Raw genomic sequence first — 18,496 nt, forward strand, 5'->3', positions numbered from 1 at the left:
GAGCCGGGGCCTCCCGACAGGAGATCTCGTGCTCCAGGCGCAGCTCACCCTCGACCCCGCGTTCCGCGTGGCCCCCGTGCACCGGCGGACCTTCGGCGCGTTCGTCGAGCACCTCGGCCGCTGCGTCTACACGGGGATCTACGAACCCGGTCATCCCACCGCCGACGAGGACGGTTTCCGCGGCGACGTGCTGGCCCTCGCGCGCGAGCTCGGGGTGACCACGATCCGCTACCCGGGGGGCAACTTCGTCTCCGGCTACCGCTGGGAGGACGGCGTGGGCCCGGTCGAGCGGCGGCCCCGCCGGCTCGACCTCGCCTGGCACAGCACGGAGCCGAACGAGGTCGGCGTCGACGAGTTCGTCCGGTGGACGGCCAAGGCCGGCGTCGAGCCGATGATGGCGGTCAACCTCGGCACCCGGGGCGTCCAGGAGGCCCTCGACCTGCTGGAGTACTGCAACGTGCCGTCCGGAACCACGCTGTCGGACCTGCGGGTGGCCAACGGCGCCAAGGAGCCGCACGGCGTCCGCATGTGGTGCCTCGGCAACGAGATGGACGGGCCCTGGCAGGTGGGCCACAAGACGGCCCGTGAGTACGGACGGCTCGCCGCCGAGACGGCCAGGGCGATGCGCATGATCGACCCGGGGCTCGAACTGGTCGCCTGCGGCAGCTCCGGCGCCTCCATGCCGACGTTCGGCGCCTGGGAGGCGACGGTCCTGGAGGAGACCTACGACCTCGTCGACTTCATCTCCTGCCACGCCTACTACGAGGAGAAGGCCGGAGACCTCGCGTCGTTCCTGGCCAGCGCGGCCGACATGGAGCACTACATCTCCTCCGTCGTCGCGACCGCCGACCACGTGCGTGCCAGGACCGGCTCGCGTAAGCGGATCAACCTGTCGTTCGACGAGTGGAACGTCTGGTACATGAGCCGGGTCCAGGCTCAGCAGCCGACCGTCGACTGGCCGGTGGCGCCGCCGCTGCTGGAGGACCACTACCACCTCGCCGACGCCGTCGTCGTGGGCAGCCTGCTGATCACCCTGCTGCGGCACAGCGACCGGGTGACCGCCGCGAGCCTCGCCCAGCTCGTCAACGTCATCGCGCCGATCATGACGGAGCCGGGCGGCCGGGTGTGGCGGCAGACCACCTTCCACCCGTTCGCGCAGGCCGCGAGATACGCCTCCGGCGAGGTCCTGCGGGTGGAATCCCTCTCCCCCGTGCACGAGACGGCCGCGTACGGCGAGGTCCCGCTGCTCCACACCGTCGCCACCCGCGGCGACGAGGGAACCGTCCTGTTCGCCGTCAACCGTTCCGTCGAGGAGTCGCTGGAGCTGGAGATCGACGCGCGGGCGCTCGGCGACGTGCGGATCGCCGAGGTGAGCACCCTCGGCGGCGCCGACCCCTACGCCCGCAACACCGCGGACGACCCCACCCGGGTGACGCCCCGGCCCAACACCGATCACCGCTCCGACCCGCTCCGCGTGGTGCTGCCGCCGGTCTCGTGGAATGTGATCCGCCTGACCGCCTGACCTCCGTCTCCCGGGGCTACGATCGATATATCGGTAAATTGGATCTTTCGGGGAGGGCACGTGAGCGACACGGCGGCGCCGCCACTGTTCATGCGGCGGGACGGGTTCGCGCCCGACTCGGAGCTCGGGCGGCTGCGGGACGAGGAGGGCGTGCGGAAGACGCCGACGATCTTCGGCCGCGAGGTCTGGCTGGTGACCCGGCACGCGGATGTCCGGCAGGTGCTGAGCGACCACGAGCGGTTCAGCATCCAGCAGGTTCCCCCCGTGGCCACCGCGCCGCCGATGAGCGAGGAGCAGGCCGCCTACCTCCGGGCCGGCAACCTGCTCGCGCTCGATCCCCCCGACCACACCCGGCTCCGCCGCATGCTGGCCGGGGAGTTCACCGGCCGCCGGATCCGCCGGTTGGAGCCGCGGGTCCGGGAGATCGTCGACGACCACCTCGACGCCCTGGAGCGCGGCGGATCTCCGGCCGACCTCGTGGCGTCGTTCGCGCTGCCGGTCCCCTCGCTGGTCATCTGCGAGCTGCTCGGCGTGCCGTACGAGGACCGGGCGGACTTCCAGGAGCGGTCGCGGCTGATCCTTGACCTGTCCGAGCCCATCGAGCGGCGCCGCGCCGCCAACATCGACGCCAGGGGCTACATCACCGAGCTGGTCGACCGCAAGCGGGCGGCGCCGGACGACTCGCTGCTCGGCATGCTGGTGCGCGAGCACGGCGACGACCTGACCGACGCGGAGCTGAGCGGCATCGGCATGCTGCTGCTGATGGCCGGGCACGAGACCACCTCGAACATGCTTGGCCTCGGCACGCTGGCCCTGCTGCGCCACCCCGACCAGCTCAAGCTGATGCGCGACCGGCCCGAGACGGTCGAGGGCGCGGTCGACGCCGCGGTGGAGGAGCTGCTGCGCTGGCTCAGCGTCGTCCACGCGGGCACGTTCAAGGTCACCACGACCGAGGTGACGATCGGCGGCCAGACGATCGGCCCGGGTGAGCTGGTGGTCTGCTCCCTGCCCGCCGCCAACCGCGACCCCGCTTTCATGCCCGACCCGGAGACGCTCGACCTGACCAGGGACGCGGCGGGCCACGTCGCGTTCGGCCACGGGGTGCACCACTGCCTCGGCGCGCCGCTCGCCCGGATGGAGCTGCGCATCGCGTTCCCCGCGTTGCTGCGCCGCTTCCCCGGGCTGCGCCTGGCCGGTCCCGAGCCCGACTACCGGGAGTTCAACATCGTCTACGGCGTGGAGTCGCTGCTCGTGGCCTGGTAGCCGATCGGGGACCGTGGGTCAGGCGAGCCGCGTCACCTCCACCCTGACCTCCTGGTGGCTCGGCGGGCCCTGGTAGACGCCCTTGATGGGCGGCACGTCGGCGTAGTCGCGTCCCCTGGCCACCACGACGTAGGGCTCACCGGCCCTGGTGCGGTTGGTGGGGTCGAGGGCGTTCCACTGCCCGGTCCAGTACTCGACCCAGGCGTGGCTCTGCCCGACGACCGTCTCGCCCACGGCGGCGTCCGGCTGCGGGTGCAGGTAGCCGGAGACGTACCTCGCGGGGACGCCGGCGGCGCGCAGCAACGCCACCGTGAGGTGGGCCATGTCCTGGCAGACACCCTTGCCGTGCTCCCACGCCTCCTGCGCGCTGGTGCTCACGCCGGTCGCGCCCGGCACATAGGCGACCTCCTCGTTGACGTTCCAGGCGATGGCCTCGGCGGCATCGTGCGGGTCGCGGCCGGCGGCCCGCTCGCGCGCCGCCTCGGCCAGCTCCGCCGAGACCGTGGTGTACGGCGTGGAGCGGAGCATCTCGGTGACCGGCCCGCCGGCGGCGCGGAGCTCGTCCCAGCCGAGCGGCGGGGCGAGCGGCGCCGGCGGGAAGGTCTCGACCCGGCTGACGGAGGTGACCGTCAGCGACCGGTGCGGGTTCGGCAGGTCGAAGACGCCGACCAGCGTCCCCCAGTGATCGGTGTACGTCCAGACCGGCGTGGCCGGCTCGACGATCAGGCGCCGTTCGAGCGCGATCTGCCCGCGGTCGTCCGCGGGCGACATCCTGACCTCGTTGTAGGACGCGGCCGCCGTGCCCTCGTAGTCGAAGCGGGTGACATGGACGATCTTCATACGCCAGCCCATGCCGAGCCTCCTCTCACCCAGCCCGCCGGGGCGGTGTGCTGGAAGAAACGGCCGGTGATCGCGCCGGTGGCCGCCGTGACCGCCTCCTGCAGCGCCGACAGGATCTCGGGCAGCCCGGCGGGCAGCGCGTCCGCCTCCGTGTACTCCAGGGTCGTGCGGATCCGGCCGATGGCGGCGCGCGCGGGGTCGGCCATGCCGGCCCGGCCGAGGTAGGGGGCCAGCTCGGCGAGGCACCGCTCGGTCGTGGTCAGGGCGTGCATGACCGAGCGGGGGAACAGCCGGTCCAGCAGCAGGAACTCCACCACCCGGTCCCGGTCGCCCCGATGGATGCGGGTGAACGACTCGTCGGCTCCGCACGCCTCAAGCAGGAGCCGCCAGGTCGGCGACGCCGGATCGGACGGGTCCGCGACGGACGAGTGATAGACCGCGAGCAGCCGGGAGGTCATGTCCGCCCGCTCCAGGCTCCGGCCGAGCACGATGAAGCGCCAGCCGTCGTCCCTGCTCATCGTGGCGTCGGCCAGCCCGGAGAACATCGCCGCCCGCTCCCGGACGTACCGGAGGAAGACGTGCGGCCCGAGCCGCTCGGCGTCGCCGCGCACGACCGGGAGCTCGTTCCAGGTGACGTTGAGGCACTCCCACGCCTCGCTGGAGATGATGTCCCGCACGCCCCGGGCGTTCTCTCTCGCCGCGCGGACACACCCGGCGATCGAGCTCGGTTCCCCCGCGTCGTAGGCCAGCCGCCGCACCATCGTCTCGGCGGTCGGGGGCCGGCTGTCCCCCGGCTCGCCGGGGTGACCGAGGATGGCGAACACCGCGGAGCCGTCCTCCTCCCCGGCGAGCGACCGGCGCAGCGCGACGTCGAGGAGCCGGGCGATGTCGTCTGCGCGCTCCACGTATCGGCCGATCCAGTACAGCGTCTCCGCGATGCGGCTGAGCAGCTCCCTGTTCATCGGGCCTCCCCCATGGTCCCTTTCCATCATTGCTGCTCGGCGTCCCACGCCGCCCTGCGGCTCGGCTCCCACCAGGCCGGGGGCGCGGCCCCTCGCAGCGCGGCCGGCTGTGGTGGTGGTGCCGGCCGGGCGGGCTCGTCCGGCAGGACCCACGTGTCCTTGGAGCCGCCCCCCTGGCTGGAGTTGACCACCAGCTCGCCCTCCGGCAGGGCCACGCGGGTGAGCCCGCCGGGCAGCAGCCACACGTCGTCCCCGTCGTTGACGGCGAACGGGCGCAGGTCCACATGCCGGGGACGCGGCCGGTCGCCGATCATGCTGGGCGACGTCGACAGGGCCACCGGCCGCTGCGCCACCCAGCCGCGCGGGTCGGACCGTACCGCCCGGGCCAGCGCCGCGAGCGTCTGCTCCGACGCCCGGGGCCCGATCACGATGCCCTTCCCCCCGGCGCCGTCCACGGGCTTGAGCACGAGGTCGCCCAGGTTGCCGAGGACCCAGTCGAGCATGCCGGCGTCCTCCAGCCGGTAGGACTCCACATTCGGGATCAGCGGCTCCTCTCCCAGGTAGTAGCGCATGAGGTCGGGGACGTAGGTGTAGATCAGCTTGTCGTCCGCCACCCCGTTGCCCACGGCGTTGGCGATCGCCACGTTGCCCGAGCGGGCGGCGTTGAGCAGGCCGGGGCAGCCAAGGGTGGAGTCCCAGCGGAAGTGCAGCGGGTCCAGGTACTCGTCGTCGACCCGCCGGTAGATGACGTGGACCGGCCGCCTGCCGTTCGTCGTCACCATGTGCACCCGGTTGTTCTCGCAGACCAGGTCGCGGCCCTCCACGAGCTCCACGCCCATGAGGCGGGCCAGGAGGGCGTGCTCGAAGTAGGCCGCGTTGTAGACCCCGGGCGTGAGGACGACCACGGTCGGGTCGTTCACGTGGTCGGGCGCGGCCTTGCGCAGCGCGGCCAGGAGGCGGCCCGGATATTCGTCGACCGGGCGGACCCGCTGCTCCGCGAAGAGCGCCGGCAGCGTGCGGCTCATCGCCAGCCTGTTCTCCAGAACGTAGCTCACCCCGCTCGGGGTGCGGACGTTGTCCTCAAGCACCCGGAAGTCGCCGCGCTCGTCCCTGACGATGTCGATGCCCGCGACGTGCACCCGTACCCGCACGGAGATGCCGTCGGCGACCCGGTGGAAGTGCGGCGAGGAGTGCAGCAGCCGCCACGGCACCACCCCGTCGTGGAACACCTGGCGCGCGCCGTAGACGTCGTCGAGGAACGCCTCCAGCGTGCGCACCCGCTGCCGTACGGCCCGGGCGATCAGATCCCATTCGGCCGCGTCGAGCACGCGGGGGATGAGATCGAGCGGAAAGGGACGTTCCTCGCCCGCGTAGTCGAACGTCACCCCCCGGTCGGTGAAGACACGGGCGAGCTGGTCGGCGCGGTGACGCAGCTCGTCGGCCCCCAGCGGTTGCAGGGCCGCGAACAGCCCCTGGTAGGCCGGACGGGGCAGGCCCGGCCGCTCGAACATCTCGTCCCACGCGTCGGCCAGGGCATATGAGTCGAATATGTCGGCCATGTGCGGAGCGTAGGAACCCTATGTTTCCGCCGATGGGGAGGTATGTATCAAGTCGATGGCCGGGCCGTTGCCCGGGGCCTTGTCACAGTCTGTCACAGTCCACCACAGAATGTCACAGTCTTGTCACCGATAGCCGTAGCAGTAGTTAGACCTGCCCTTGAACCGGTGGAAGGCGTCGGCCTCGTGGAAGCGCCAGCGGCACCCGGCGTCGCGCATGCCCTGGGTGAGGAACATCGTGTCGCCCTTCCGCTTCACGCAGTAGGCGCCCGGGCTGGGGGTCGTGCGGTACTCGACCCACTCCCAGCCGAGTGACACGCAGTATTCGGTGAAGTGGCCGGGGCCGAGTTCCACGACCCGCTTCGCCGGCGGCGTCGGCGAGGGCCGGTCCGGCGGCGTGGCCGGCGGGGCGGAGGGGGACGGCTTGGGGGCGGGCGTGCCGCCCCGGGTCGGCCTCGCCGTGGTGGTGCGGACCGGCCGCCGGGTCGCGGGTGGGGTCGTGGGGCGGGAGCCGGGCGAGTGCGCCGGCTTGGCCGCGGAGCCGTTCCCGGCGGCGCCTCCTGCCGTGGCCCGGGGGGTGACGGGCCCGTCGGCGGGGGCCGCCCCTGGGCCCGCGGCGGACGGGGTGAGCGCGCCGGCCGTGCCGGTGACCGCGTTCGCGTCCCGCCGCGCCGCCACGTGGGCCGGCGGCAGCATCGTGACGACGAGCACGGCAGTGGCCGCCGCCGCGGCGACGACCGCCGACACGGCCGCCGCCCTGATCCGGCGGCGCCGCCCGGCCGCCCGATCCGCGGGTTCCGTGGTGGGTCCCGTACCCGTCCCCCTGGGACCGGTGGGCCCCGTGGACGCGGAACCGGCGGACGCTGATCCTTCGGACGGGGATGCCTTAGACGCTGATCCGGTGGACGCTGATCCGGTGGGCTTGCCCGCCGCCGGCTCGTCGTGCCGCATCCGGACGAGATGGTCGAGCACCTCCTGGGCGGACGGCCGTCCGGCCGGGTCCTTGGCCAGGCAACGGACCAGCAGCCCGTGCAGCGGTCCCTCGACCCCGTCGAGGTCGGGCTCCTGGTAGAGCAGCCGGTTGATGATCGCGGGGATGGCGTCGGACCCGAACGGCGGCCGGCCGACGGCGGCGAACGCCATGGTGGACGCCCACGCGAAGATGTCGAGCGCGAAGGTCAGCTCGCCCGCCGCCACCTGCTCCGGCGCCATGAAGGCGGGGGTGCCGACGACCTGGCTGGTCATCGTGCTCGTGCCCGCCAGGGCACGGGCGATCCCGAAGTCGATGACGCGGGGGCCGTCCGGTCCGAGCAGCACGTTCTGCGGCTTGAAGTCGCGGTGGATGACCCCCGCGTCGTGCAGCGCGACGAGGGCGGTGGCCGTGCCGATCGCGAGCCGTTCGAGCGCGCTGCCCGCGCGCGGGCCCTCCGCCGTCACCACCTCGTGCAGCGCCGGGCCGGGCACGTACTCGCTGACGATGTAGGGCCGGCTGCCCTCCATGCCGAATTCCAGCACCTGGGCGGTGCAGAAGCGGGCGACCCGCCGGGCCAGCTCCGCCTCGCGGGCGAACCCCTCACGGGCCGCCGGGTCCTGCCCGAGCCGGGCATGGAAGAGTTTCACCGCGACGGGCTCTCCGCTCTCCGTCTCCCCCAGGTAGACGGCGCCCTGGCCGCCCTCGCCGAGCCTGCCGGTGATGCGATACGACCCGAGGCGTACGGGATCGCCGGGCTCCAGCGGCTGCGCGACCGGCATCGACTCTCCGCGTGGGGGTAGACGGCACGTCGGTGGAGACTCTAACCACTCGGGCCGGAATCGGCCTCCGGAAAGGACCTTTACCCAGCCGGGACGTTTTCCACAGGCCGTCGACGAGCCCGGACGGGAACGGCCTCGATTTATATGCTTTCTTTTCACGGCTCTACGGCGAACGTGAGGTTGGCATGGCCGACAGGACTGGAACGGCGAGGCGCAGGTCTCCTCGCACCGCGGGCGACGGCGCGGAGCTCGATCTGCGGCAGTTGCTGGCCGGGCTCACGGCGGTGCGCGACGGCGACTTCGGCACCCGGCTGCCCGAGGAGGGCGACGACGGCCTGCTGAAGGAGATCGCCACGGTCTTCAACGGGATGGTCGATCAGCTTTCGCTGTTCACCTCGGAGGTGACCCGGGTGGCCCGCGAGGTGGGCACCGAGGGTCAGCTCGGCGGCCAGGCGGAGGTTCCGGGCGTGTCGGGCACCTGGAAGGACCTGACCGACTCGGTGAACGCCATGGCGGGCAACCTGACCAGCCAGGTCCGATCGATCGCCCAGGTCACCACCGCCGTCGCCCGGGGCGACCTCTCCCAGAAGATCAACGTCGACGCCCGCGGCGAGATCATGGAGCTCAAGAACACCGTCAACACCATGGTCGACCAGCTCTCCTCGTTCGCCGACGAAGTCACCCGCGTCGCCCGCGAAGTCGGCACCGAAGGCCAGCTCGGCGGCCAGGCCGACGTCAAGGGCGTCTCCGGCACCTGGCGCGACCTCACCGACTCCGTCAACTTCATGGCCGGCAACCTCACCGGCCAGGTCCGCAACATCTCGCAGGTGGCCACGGCCGTCGCCAAGGGCGACCTGTCCCAGAAGATCACCGTTGAGGCGAAGGGCGAGGTCGCCGCGCTCGCCCAGACCATCAACACCATGGTCGACACGCTGAGCGCCTTCGGTGACGAGGTCACCCGCGTCGCCCGCGAGGTCGGCACCGAGGGCCGTCTCGGCGGCCAGGCCACCGTGCGGGGCGTCTCCGGCACGTGGAAAGACCTCACCGACTCGGTGAACGTCATGGCGTCCAACCTGACGAGCCAGGTCCGATCGATCGCCCAGGTCGCCACGGCCGTCGCCCGGGGCGACCTGTCCCAGAAGATCACCGTTGAGGCGAAGGGCGAGGTCGCCGCGCTCGCCCAGACCATCAACACCATGGTCGACACGCTGAGCGCCTTCGCCGACGAGGTCACCCGCGTCGCCCGCGAGGTCGGCACCGAGGGCCAGCTCGGCGGCCAGGCGAGGGTCCCCAACGTGGCCGGCACCTGGAAGGACCTCACCGAGAACGTGAACTCGATGGCCGACAACCTGACCAGCCAGGTGCGGTCCATCGCCCAGGTCACGACCGCCGTCGCGCAGGGCGACCTGACCAGGAAGATCGACGTCGACGCGCGCGGCGAGATCCTGGAGCTGAAGACGACCATCAACACGATGGTCGACCAGCTCTCGGCCTTCGCCGCCGAGGTCACCCGGGTCGCCCGCGAGGTCGGCAGCGAGGGCCGCCTCGGCGGCCAGGCCGAGGTCGAGGGCGTCTCCGGCACCTGGAAGCGGCTGACCGAGAACGTCAACGAGCTGGCGGGCAACCTGACGCGCCAGGTCCGCGCCATCGCCGAGGTGACCAGCGCCGTCACCTCGGGCGACCTGACCCGCTCCATCACGGTCGACGCCGAGGGCGAGCTGGCCGACCTCAAGGACAACGTCAACTCGATGGTGAAGTCGCTGCGCGAGTCGACCCGGGCCAACCAGGAGCAGGACTGGCTGAAGACCAACCTGGCCCGGATCTCCGGCCTGATGCAGGGCCACCGCGACCTGGCCGCCGTCGCCGAGCTCGTGATGAACGAGCTGGCCCCGCTGGTCGGCGCCCAGCACGGCACGTTCCTGCTCGCGGAGGAGACGTCCGCCCGCACGGAGCTGCGGGTGGTCGGCAGCTACGGCCACCGCGAGATCTCGCGCCGCTACGCCATGGGCGAGTCGCTCGTCGGGCAGGCCGCGCTGGCCCGGCGGACGATCCTGGTGGAGGACATCCCCCCGGGCTACCTCACCGTGGCCTCCAGCCTCGGTCAGGCCGACCCGGTCAGCCTGATCATGCTGCCCGTCGTGGTGGAGGACCAGGTGCTCGGTGTGATCGAGCTGGCCAGCCTGCGCCGCTTCGCCAAGGTCCACCGCGACTTCCTCGAACAGCTCGTGGAGATCATCGGCGTCAACGTCAACACCATCGTGGCCAACGCCCGTACGGACGCGCTGCTCGCGGAGTCGCAACGCCTGGCGACGGAGCTTCAGGTGCGGCAGGAGGAGTTGCAGCGGTCGAACGCCGAGCTGGAGGAGAAGGCGGAGCTGCTGGCTCGGCAGAACCACGACATCGAGACGAAGAACAGCGAGATCGAACAGGCCCGCCAGGAGCTGGAGGACCGCGCCCAGCAGCTCGCCCTCGCCTCGAAGTACAAGAGCGAGTTCCTCGCCAACATGAGCCACGAGCTGCGCACCCCGCTCAACTCGCTGCTCATCCTCGCGCAGTTGCTCGCCCAGAACCCGACCCGCAACCTGACGCAGAAACAAGTGGAATACGCCAACGTCATCCACTCGGCCGGCACCGACCTGCTGCAGCTCATCAGCGACATCCTCGACCTGTCCAAGATCGAGGCCGGCAAGATGGACATCACCCCCGAGCCGGTCAGCCTGCGCCAGCTGCTCGACTACGTCGACGCGAACTTCCGGCCCCTGACCACGCAGAAGGGCCTGCGGTTCGGGATCACGGTCGCCGACGACGTTCCGGACCGCCTGCTCACCGACGAGCAGCGGCTGCGGCAGGTACTGCGCAACCTGCTGTCGAACGCGGTGAAGTTCACCGAGGAGGGCTCAGTGGAGCTGCGCATCGAGCGCGCGGCCGGAGCCGGCCTGCCGGGCGGGCCGGTGCTCTCTGGCGGACCGCCGCTTCCTGGTGGGGCGCAGCGCGAGGTCCTCGCGTTCCACGTCGCGGACACCGGCATCGGGATCGCGGCGGGCAACCTGTCGCAGATCTTCGATGCCTTCCAGCAGGCCGACGGCACGACCAGCCGCAAGTACGGCGGCACCGGGCTCGGTCTGTCGATCAGCCGGGAGATCGCGACCCTGCTCGGCGGGGAGATCCGGGCGGCGAGCACGCTCGGCGAGGGCAGCACCTTCACGCTCTTCCTCCCGCTCATGCAGCACGGGCCCGAGGCCCAGCCGGACCGGTACGCGTCCCGCCGGGCCGGGACGGGATCCCCCGGGCCGGCGCCCGCAGGGACGGCACCCGCCGGGACGGCTTCAGCCGCAGCCGCTCCTGCCGGGACCGACCCCGGTGTGATCAGCACGGGTGGAATCAGCACGGGTGGAATCAGCACGGGTGGAATCAGCACGGGTGGAATCAGCACGGGTGGAATCGGCACCGGTGAGATCGGCACACCCGGGATCGGGCCCTCCACCGCCACGGGGCCGGTCGGCCCGCCTTCGGTGAGCCCGTCCGTTCCCGCCCCCTCGCCGCGGCTGGACGGACGGGAGCACCGCCGCCTCCTGGTCGTCGAGGCCCGGCCCGGCGGCCTGCTGTCGATGCTGGCGCAGAGCGTCGCGGCCGACCTGAACGAGACGCACGGCCCGGTCCAGGTGTCCACCACCGGCGAGCCCGCCGTGGCGCTCGCGGCGCTCGCGCAGGAGCACTTCCACTGCGTCGTGCTCGATCTGGGCATGCCGAGCGACGCGGCGGCGGAGTTCCTGAAGGGGCTCGACGCCGATCCGGCCCTGCGGAGCCTGCCGGTGCTCGCGCACCACTCCCGCAAGCTCTCCCGGCCTCAGGAGGATCTGCTGCAGGTCCGCTCCCGCAACCAGCCGCTGGAGCGCCTGCCCAGCCTGGACGAGCTGCGTGAACGTATCGCGCTGCACCTGTCGGCCGATGAGCCCGGCCGCGTGGTGCCGCTGGTTCAGCCCGCGGCCGAGACGGAGCCGGGGCGGCCGGAGATCGGCAAGCCCGACAGCCCGCTCGTGGGCCGCAAGGTGCTGATCGTCGACGACGACGTCCGCAACGTCTTCGCCCTCACGACCATCCTCGAACTGCACGGCATGAACGTGCTGTACGCCGAGAACGGCCGCAAGGGGATCGAGATGCTGATGCGCAACGACGACGTCGACCTGGTCCTGATGGACATCATGATGCCCGAGATGGATGGTTACGCGGCCACCGCCGCCATCCGGGCGATGCCGCGCTTCAGTCAGCTGCCGATCATCGCCGTGACGGCGAAGGCGATGCACGGCGACCGGGAGAAGACGCTGTCGTCCGGCGCCAGCGACTACGTGACCAAGCCCGTGGACGCCGAGGAGCTGATCGTCTGCATGCGGCAGTGGCTGGGGCTGCCGGACGAGTAGACGGCCGCCGCACCCGCCGGCCCCCGCACCGCCGACCCCGCACCGCCGGTTTCCGGGCGGCGCATCCGCCACCGCACCCTGCCACGGCACCCCGCCGCCGGACGTGGGGCGTGCGCCGCGCGCGTGATCTGCGGGCTCGGGGGTAGGAGAGGCTCATGCCGTCCCGGGGGGAGGCACCATGCGATCCTCGATCAGCTTGGGCCGCGTCGGCGGCGTCGCGGTCGGAATCAACATCAGCGTCCTTGTCATCGTCGCGATCCTGGTCTTCGGGCTGGCGTTCGGGCGCTTCCCCATCGACGTTCCCGGCCTGCCCGCCTGGGCGTACGTGCTGGCCGGAGTGGTCTCGGCCGTGCTTTTCCTGGCCTGCCTGCTCGCCCACGAGCTCGCCCACGCGATCGTGGCCCGGCGGCGCGGCGTCGAGGTGAGCGGCATCGTCCTCTGGCTGCTCGGCGGCGTCGCGGAGCTGCGCGGAGAGCCGCGCTCTCCGCGCGACGACCTGGCGATCGCCGGAGTGGGCCCGCTCACCAGCGTCGCGCTCGGAGCGGTGTCCGCGCTCGTGGCGTGGCTGCTGTCCATGACCGGCGGCGTCCCGCTGCTGGTATCGATCTTCACCTACCTGGCCTGGGTCAACGTCCTGCTGGCCGTGTTCAACCTGGTGCCGGCCGCGCCGCTGGACGGCGGGCGCGTGCTGCGGGCCATCCTCTGGTCGGTGTGGGGCGACCGGGTCAGGGCCGCCGTGGCCGCCGCCCGGGCCGGCCGCATGTTCGGCTACGTGCTGGTGGCGCTGGGATTCCTGCAGCTCGTCAGCGGGCTCGGAATCCAGGGGGTGTGGCTCGTCCTGATCGGCTGGTTCCTGGTGAACGCCGCCACCGCCGAGGAGCAGCAGACCCGCGTCGGCGCGACCCTGCACGGCATCAGGGTCGCCGACGTGATGTCGCGCGAACCGGTCGTCGCCCATCCCGAGGAGACCGTCGCGGCCATCGTCGACCGTCTCGTGCTGCGCCACCGCCTCTCGACCTATCCGCTGGTGGACGCCGACGGCCGGCTGTCCGGCCTGGTGACGCTCAACCGGCTCAGGGACGTCCCCCCGCCCGACCGCCCGTTGACCCGGCTCGGGGAGATCGCCTGCCCGCCGCGGGATGTGCCGACCGCCCGGCCCGACGAGCCTCTCACCGACCTCCTGCCGCGGATGAGCGGCTGCGCCGACGGCCGTGCCGTGGTCGTGGACGCCGACGGGCGGCTGGTCGGGCTGGTCACGCCCAGCGACATCACCCGGGTCCTGCAGACGGCCGACCTGCGCACCGGGGATCCGTACCGGACGGGGGGCGCCGACCTGACCGGGCCCTGGCCGGAGGTGCGGCACGAACGGGGCGGCTCGCGCCCGGCCGCATGACGGCGCCCCGGGCCCGTGGGACCGGGCCCGGGAAACCCGATCCGGGCGAGCGGTCGCCGGGAGGCGGCGAGCTCTCCGGTGATGTCAGCCGGTCGGACATGTCCGGTTAAGAATCCTGTGACACGTCGGTGATCGCCGGTCACTACGGTCACACAGCATGTCTTCAGCTTTGAGCCGGGTCGTGACCGCCGCGGCCACCACCGTGGCCCTCGGCCTCCTCCTCCCCGGGGCCCCCGCCGCCGCCTCCGCCGGCCACCAGGTCAAGATCACCGTGATGGCCAGCTCCGACATCCACGGAAACGCCCTCAACTGGGACTACTACAAGAACGCGGAGTACGACGACAGCGCCCACAACGACGTGGGCCTGGCCAAGATCTCCACAATGGTGAAGCGGATCAGGGCCGACCGCGGGAGAGACCACACCCTGCTCTTCGACTCCGGCGACACCATCCAGGGCACGCCGCTCGACTACTACTACGCCAAGGTCGAGCCCATCACCACGACCGGGCAGACCCATCCCATGGCCGCTGCCATGAACGCCATCGGGTACGACGCCGTGACCCTGGGCAACCACGAGTTCAACTACGGCCTGCCGCTGCTGTCCGCGTGGGTCAGGCAGATGAAGGCCCCCGTGCTCGGAGCCAACGCGGTGTCCGCGAAGACGGGACTGCCCGCGTACCGGCCGTTCATCATCAAGACGATGAAGGTCAAGGGCGACAAGCCGATCAGGGTCGGCGTGCTCGGCCTCACCAATCCGGGCGTCGCCATCTGGGACAAGACCAACGTCGACGGCAAGCTCAAATTCCTCGACCTGGTGGAGACCGCGAAGAAGTGGGTGCCGGTCATCCGCGGGCTGGGCGCCGACGTCGTCCTCGTCACCGCCCACGCCGGCGACGACGGCATGTCGTCGTACGGGTCGGAGCTGCCGGTGGAGAACGCCGCCGCCCTCGTCGCGCAGAAGGTCCCCGGCGTGGACGCCGTGTTGTTCGGCCACGCTCACAACGACGTGCCGCAGCGGTTCGTGACCAACGAGGCCACCGGGCGGCAGGTCCTGCTCACCGAGCCCGGCCGTTGGGGCCAGCGCCTCAGCGTGGTCGACTTCACCCTGGCCAAGGATCGGGGCCGGTGGACCGTCTCCGCCGCGTCCTCCACGACGCTGAACACGAACACGGTCGCCGAGGACCCGGCGATCGTCTCCCTCCTGAAGCCGCAGCACGACAAGACGGTCGGTTACGTCAACCAGGTCATCGCCCAGTCGAAGGCGCAGCTGTCGGCGGCCGCGTCGCCATACTCGGACACGCCCATCCTCGACTACATCCAGAAGGTACAGGCCGACCTGGTCGCCAAGGCCCTGGCCGGCACGCCCGACGCCGCACTGCCGGTGCTGTCGATCGCCGCGCCGTTCAGCCGCACCGCGGTCTTCCCCGCCGGGCCGGTGAGCGTCCGCGACATGGCCGGTCTGTACGTGTACGACAACACGCTGCTCGGCGTCCGGCTGACCGGCGCCCAGGTGAAGGACTACCTGGAGTATTCGGCGAAGTACTTCGCCCAGGTCGCCCCCGGTGCGCCGGTCGACCTCGGCACGCTGACCAACGCGGGCGGCACCCCCGACTACAACGACGACCAGCTCTCCGGCGTGACGTATGACATCGACATCGCCAAGCCGGTCAGCCAGCGCATCGTCAACCTGTCGTACCAGGGCAAGCCGGTCTCCCCCGACCAGCAGTTCGTGGTGGCGATCAACAATTACCGGCAGTCGGGTGGCGGCGGCTTCCCGCACGTCACCACCGCTCCCGTGGTCTACAACGCCCAGGTGGAGATCCGCCAGGCGCTGATCGAGTACGCGACCGCGGCCGGCGTCATCGACCCGGCGACGTTCGCCGAGGCCAACTGGAAGCTCGTGCGCGACGGCGTCCCGGTCTTCTGACGCCTCCCGCGCCCCTCAGGCGGTGGCGAAGACGGTGACGAAGACGGGGGTGAGCGACACCTCGACGAGGAGGCGCCCGTCCGCGACCTCGACGGCGGGCGACCCGCCGAGCGCGTCGACCGCCGTCGCCCCTGGCCCATCCCACGGGACGGGCCAGGGGACGGCCACGGTGACGGGCGGCTCGTCCTCGCCGTCGAACACGTCGCGGTCCTCCCACAGCACGAGCAGGCGCTCCCGCCCCGCGCGGTCGACCTCGAACGCGTACACGCGTGGGTGGCCGGGGACCTCGACGCGCGTCACCCGGCGGACCCCGTCGAGCTGCCCGGCGAGCAGGGCGAACGCGTCCGCCGCGGGCCTTCGCACGCCGAGCGCGCCGCCTGAGTAGTCGAGCAGGGGGAGCTTCCCGAACATGAGGGCCATGATCTGGCGGGGATCGACGGGCCCCGGGACCTCGGGCGCCAGGTTCCAGTAGGCGGTGCGGCGGACCCCGGCGGCCAGCGCCAGCAGCGTGGTCATCACGAGCTGGCGCGCGTTGATGCGATGCCGTTTCGCCTCCAGGTCGGCGGGGCAGCCGTCGAGGAACATCCCCAGCGTCGGGGGCAGGCTCGGCATCCTGTCGTACAGGGCCGACACGGCGCGCCGCTCGGCGGTGTCCCGCCCGGCGCGTTCGGCCAGCTCCGCCGTGCTCTGCGTCGCCGGGGCGTCCGCGAACGCCGCCCCGAACGTCTCGTACAGCGCCGCCCCCGCCTCGGGGAACTGGAACGGCACCGGCGCCCCGTGCTCGCCGACCACCACCGGCTGGGCGCAGCCGTGCTCCCGCAGCAGCCGCCCGGCGGTGGCCAGGCCGGCCTCGACCCCGCGCGCGTCGCCGTAAAGGTGCACGTCGAACAGGTCGAACGCGTCCCGCCCCGCCTCCAGGACATGGGCGAAGAACCGCCGGGCGGGGCCGTCGTCCTCGTCGTGGATCACGTCGTATCCGCAACCGCCGAGCACGACGGCCGCGGCCGGATCAGCCTCCTTGACGGCGGCATACATGGTGGTGAGCTGCGCGACGTACTCCTCGGCGGTGCCCGCCCACAGCAGGCCGGTGTTGCTCGGCTCGTTGTCGCACTGCCAGTAGCGCACGCGCCCGGCGCAGCGGCGCACCACCCGGCGCACGAAGCTTCCGTACGCCCGCGGGTCGTGCGCGGGGGACGGCGGCAGGAAGTCGGTCGGCACCCGGGTGGCCCACGGCGAGCTGGAGCACAGCGTGATCCAGAGCTCCTCGTCGCCGGAGAGCTGGTCCATCAGCGCGTCGATCACGTCCCATTCGTATCGGCCCGGCTCCGGCTCGATCTGGCCCCAGTAGAGGTACGCCCGGATCAGCGTGGCCCCCAGCGCTCGGGCCTGCGGGACGAACTCGCCGGGCTTCCCGAACAGGCCGTAACTGATCCCCCGTACCACCCCCAGCCGTATGCCCGGCAGGTCGGACGAGCTGGTCACGGCGGCGGATCCGGACATGGTGCGTCCCCTCTCGCGAAAGTTTACGTCGTACACGTTGAGTTTAGACCGTATACTTTGCTCATGCGCGAGTCCACCGAGGGTCCGATCCCGCTGATCTGGACCCAGCCACCCCCGCCGCCGCGCCGCCGGGCGCTGGGACGGGAGGAGATCGTGGCCGCCGCCGTGCGACTCGCCGACGAGGCCGGGCTCGACGCGCTCACCATGAAGGGGGTGGCGGACCGGCTCGGGTCCTACTCCCCCATGGCGCTGTACCGGTACGTGCACAACAAGGACGGCCTGGTCGACCTGATGCTCGACTCCGCCGCCGCGGAGATCCCGGTGCCGGTCGAGCCCGGCGACGACTGGCGGGCCGACATGCGCACGATGGCCCTGGAGACGCGGGCGATGCTCGGGCGCCATCCGTGGTTCGCACTGCTCGTTCACAGCCGCCCGCCGGCCGGCCCTCATCTGATGCGCCGGTTGGAGTTCATGCTGGCCGTACTCACCCGGCAGGGCGCGGGCGTCGCCGACGCGATGACGTACGCCGCGCTCGTCGACCGCCACGTCGTGGGCAGCGGACTGCAGGAGGCGGAGGAGGCTCGGCTCGACCGGCGTTACGGCCTGGACGACAGCGCCCGGCTGCACGCCGCCGTGGCGACCCTGCACGCCCTGGCCGCGGCGGACGGGCGCCTGCCCCTGCTGACCGGCTGGCTGGCCGCCCCGTCAGGAGCCGCTCCCGAGGCTCAGTTCGAATTGGGGCTCGACTTCATCCTCGACGGCATCGCGGGCCGCCTCAAGGCCGGGCGAATGTCCGTGTGAGCGGCCATGTGAGCCGCCATGTGAGCCGCCGTGTGAGCGACTGTGTGAGCGACCGGCTGAGCGAGAGAGCTGGGGATCAGGTCACCGGGAGAAGTGACCGCTCGGACCGACACCGCGAGGGTCGTCCGTTTCACGACGCCCGTCCGGCTGAGGGTCCGTCACGACGTGGAGGCGAGCGCGCGGCGGGGCCTCCTTCGCCCCTGACCGTCGCCTGGAGCCGGAGCGCAGATGGTGAAGCAGGGCCACCCCGATGATCGACAACCAGAGCAGGACGCCGATAAGCGCGACCAGCCACATCTGCCGCTCACCGATCATTGGGTCGTAGATACTCATCGGGTTCCGTCAACTCCTTCCTCGACGCCCCGGCACAGGAGCCGCAGATCATGGTGGTATGTGCCCTTTTCGGATGTATTGCGTGCCGTGTCCTACGGTAGTCACAAACGCGCTTACTTGAAAGGTTCCAGAGTAGGTAGGCCTCGCCCCCGCTATTCGGTCATGTGTTGGCAAAGCGGGCGTAGATCCAGGCGGTCGGGAGGTTTGAGACGGGCGAGCCTCCCGGCGT

Annotated in this window: 11 protein-coding genes; 6 read left to right on the forward strand and 5 right to left on the reverse strand. The window is 71.6% G+C overall.

Annotated elements, in window-relative coordinates:
- The first annotated feature begins 28 nt into the window (after positions 1–28).
- Positions 29–1,522 carry an arabinosylfuranosidase ArfA gene (arfA, locus tag JOL79_RS04300; protein ID WP_210154342.1) on the forward strand — a complete coding sequence of 498 codons (1,494 nt, stop codon included), beginning with the start codon at positions 29–31 and terminating at the stop codon, positions 1,520–1,522.
- A gap of 60 nt (positions 1,523–1,582) precedes the next feature.
- Positions 1,583–2,785 (forward strand): cytochrome P450, encoded by a 1,203-nt coding sequence (locus JOL79_RS04305; protein WP_307848303.1) that lies wholly within the window; start codon positions 1,583–1,585, stop codon positions 2,783–2,785.
- 18 nt (positions 2,786–2,803) lie between these two features.
- Here JOL79_RS04305 and JOL79_RS04310 read toward each other — a convergent pair whose 3' ends face one another.
- The 4 genes from JOL79_RS04310 to JOL79_RS34885 form a co-directional block, all read right to left on the reverse strand.
- Positions 2,804–3,637, reverse strand: a complete 834-nt coding sequence (locus JOL79_RS04310) for a transglutaminase family protein (protein ID WP_210154343.1) — start codon at positions 3,635–3,637, stop codon at positions 2,804–2,806.
- Entirely contained in the window at positions 3,622–4,587 is a 966-nt protein-coding gene (locus tag JOL79_RS04315) for an alpha-E domain-containing protein (protein WP_210154344.1), read from the reverse strand. Before JOL79_RS04315 ends, JOL79_RS04310 begins: the two co-directional genes overlap by 16 nt.
- A gap of 26 nt (positions 4,588–4,613) precedes the next feature.
- Complete coding sequence (locus JOL79_RS04320; RefSeq protein ID WP_210154345.1) at positions 4,614–6,146, reverse strand: circularly permuted type 2 ATP-grasp protein; 1,533 nt, start codon at positions 6,144–6,146, stop codon at positions 4,614–4,616.
- 123 nt (positions 6,147–6,269) lie between these two features.
- Positions 6,270–7,895, reverse strand: coding sequence for a serine/threonine protein kinase (locus JOL79_RS34885; protein WP_269143716.1), 1,626 nt, complete (start codon positions 7,893–7,895; stop codon positions 6,270–6,272).
- 185 nt (positions 7,896–8,080) lie between these two features.
- On the opposite strand from JOL79_RS34885, the gene JOL79_RS04330 reads away from it, so the two are divergent.
- The 3 genes from JOL79_RS04330 (at position 8,081) to JOL79_RS04345 (ending at position 15,633) form a co-directional block, all read left to right on the forward strand.
- A complete protein-coding gene (locus JOL79_RS04330; protein ID WP_230984211.1) occupies positions 8,081–12,313 on the forward strand; it encodes a HAMP domain-containing protein in 4,233 nt (1,410 codons plus the stop codon).
- A gap of 178 nt (positions 12,314–12,491) precedes the next feature.
- The gene (locus JOL79_RS04340; protein WP_210154346.1) at positions 12,492–13,706 is read left to right on the forward strand and encodes a site-2 protease family protein; all 1,215 of its coding nucleotides are present in this window, start codon (positions 12,492–12,494) and stop codon (positions 13,704–13,706) included.
- Positions 13,707–13,863: 157 nt separating this feature from the next.
- A complete protein-coding gene (locus JOL79_RS04345; protein WP_210154347.1) occupies positions 13,864–15,633 on the forward strand; it encodes a bifunctional metallophosphatase/5'-nucleotidase in 1,770 nt (589 codons plus the stop codon).
- A 15-nt stretch (positions 15,634–15,648) separates the two neighbouring features.
- On the opposite strand, the gene JOL79_RS04350 is transcribed toward JOL79_RS04345, so the two are convergent.
- Complete coding sequence (locus JOL79_RS04350; RefSeq protein ID WP_210154348.1) at positions 15,649–17,133, reverse strand: hypothetical protein; 1,485 nt, start codon at positions 17,131–17,133, stop codon at positions 15,649–15,651.
- A gap of 63 nt (positions 17,134–17,196) precedes the next feature.
- Here JOL79_RS04350 and JOL79_RS04355 point away from each other — a divergent pair, with 63 nt between their 5' ends.
- Positions 17,197–17,934 carry a TetR/AcrR family transcriptional regulator gene (locus JOL79_RS04355; RefSeq protein ID WP_210154349.1) on the forward strand — a complete coding sequence of 246 codons (738 nt, stop codon included), beginning with the start codon at positions 17,197–17,199 and terminating at the stop codon, positions 17,932–17,934.
- Positions 17,935–18,496: the final 562 nt, after the last annotated feature.

The sequence above is a fragment of the Microbispora oryzae genome, assembly GCF_017896165.1.
GTDB lineage: Bacteria > Actinomycetota > Actinomycetes > Streptosporangiales > Streptosporangiaceae > Microbispora > Microbispora oryzae.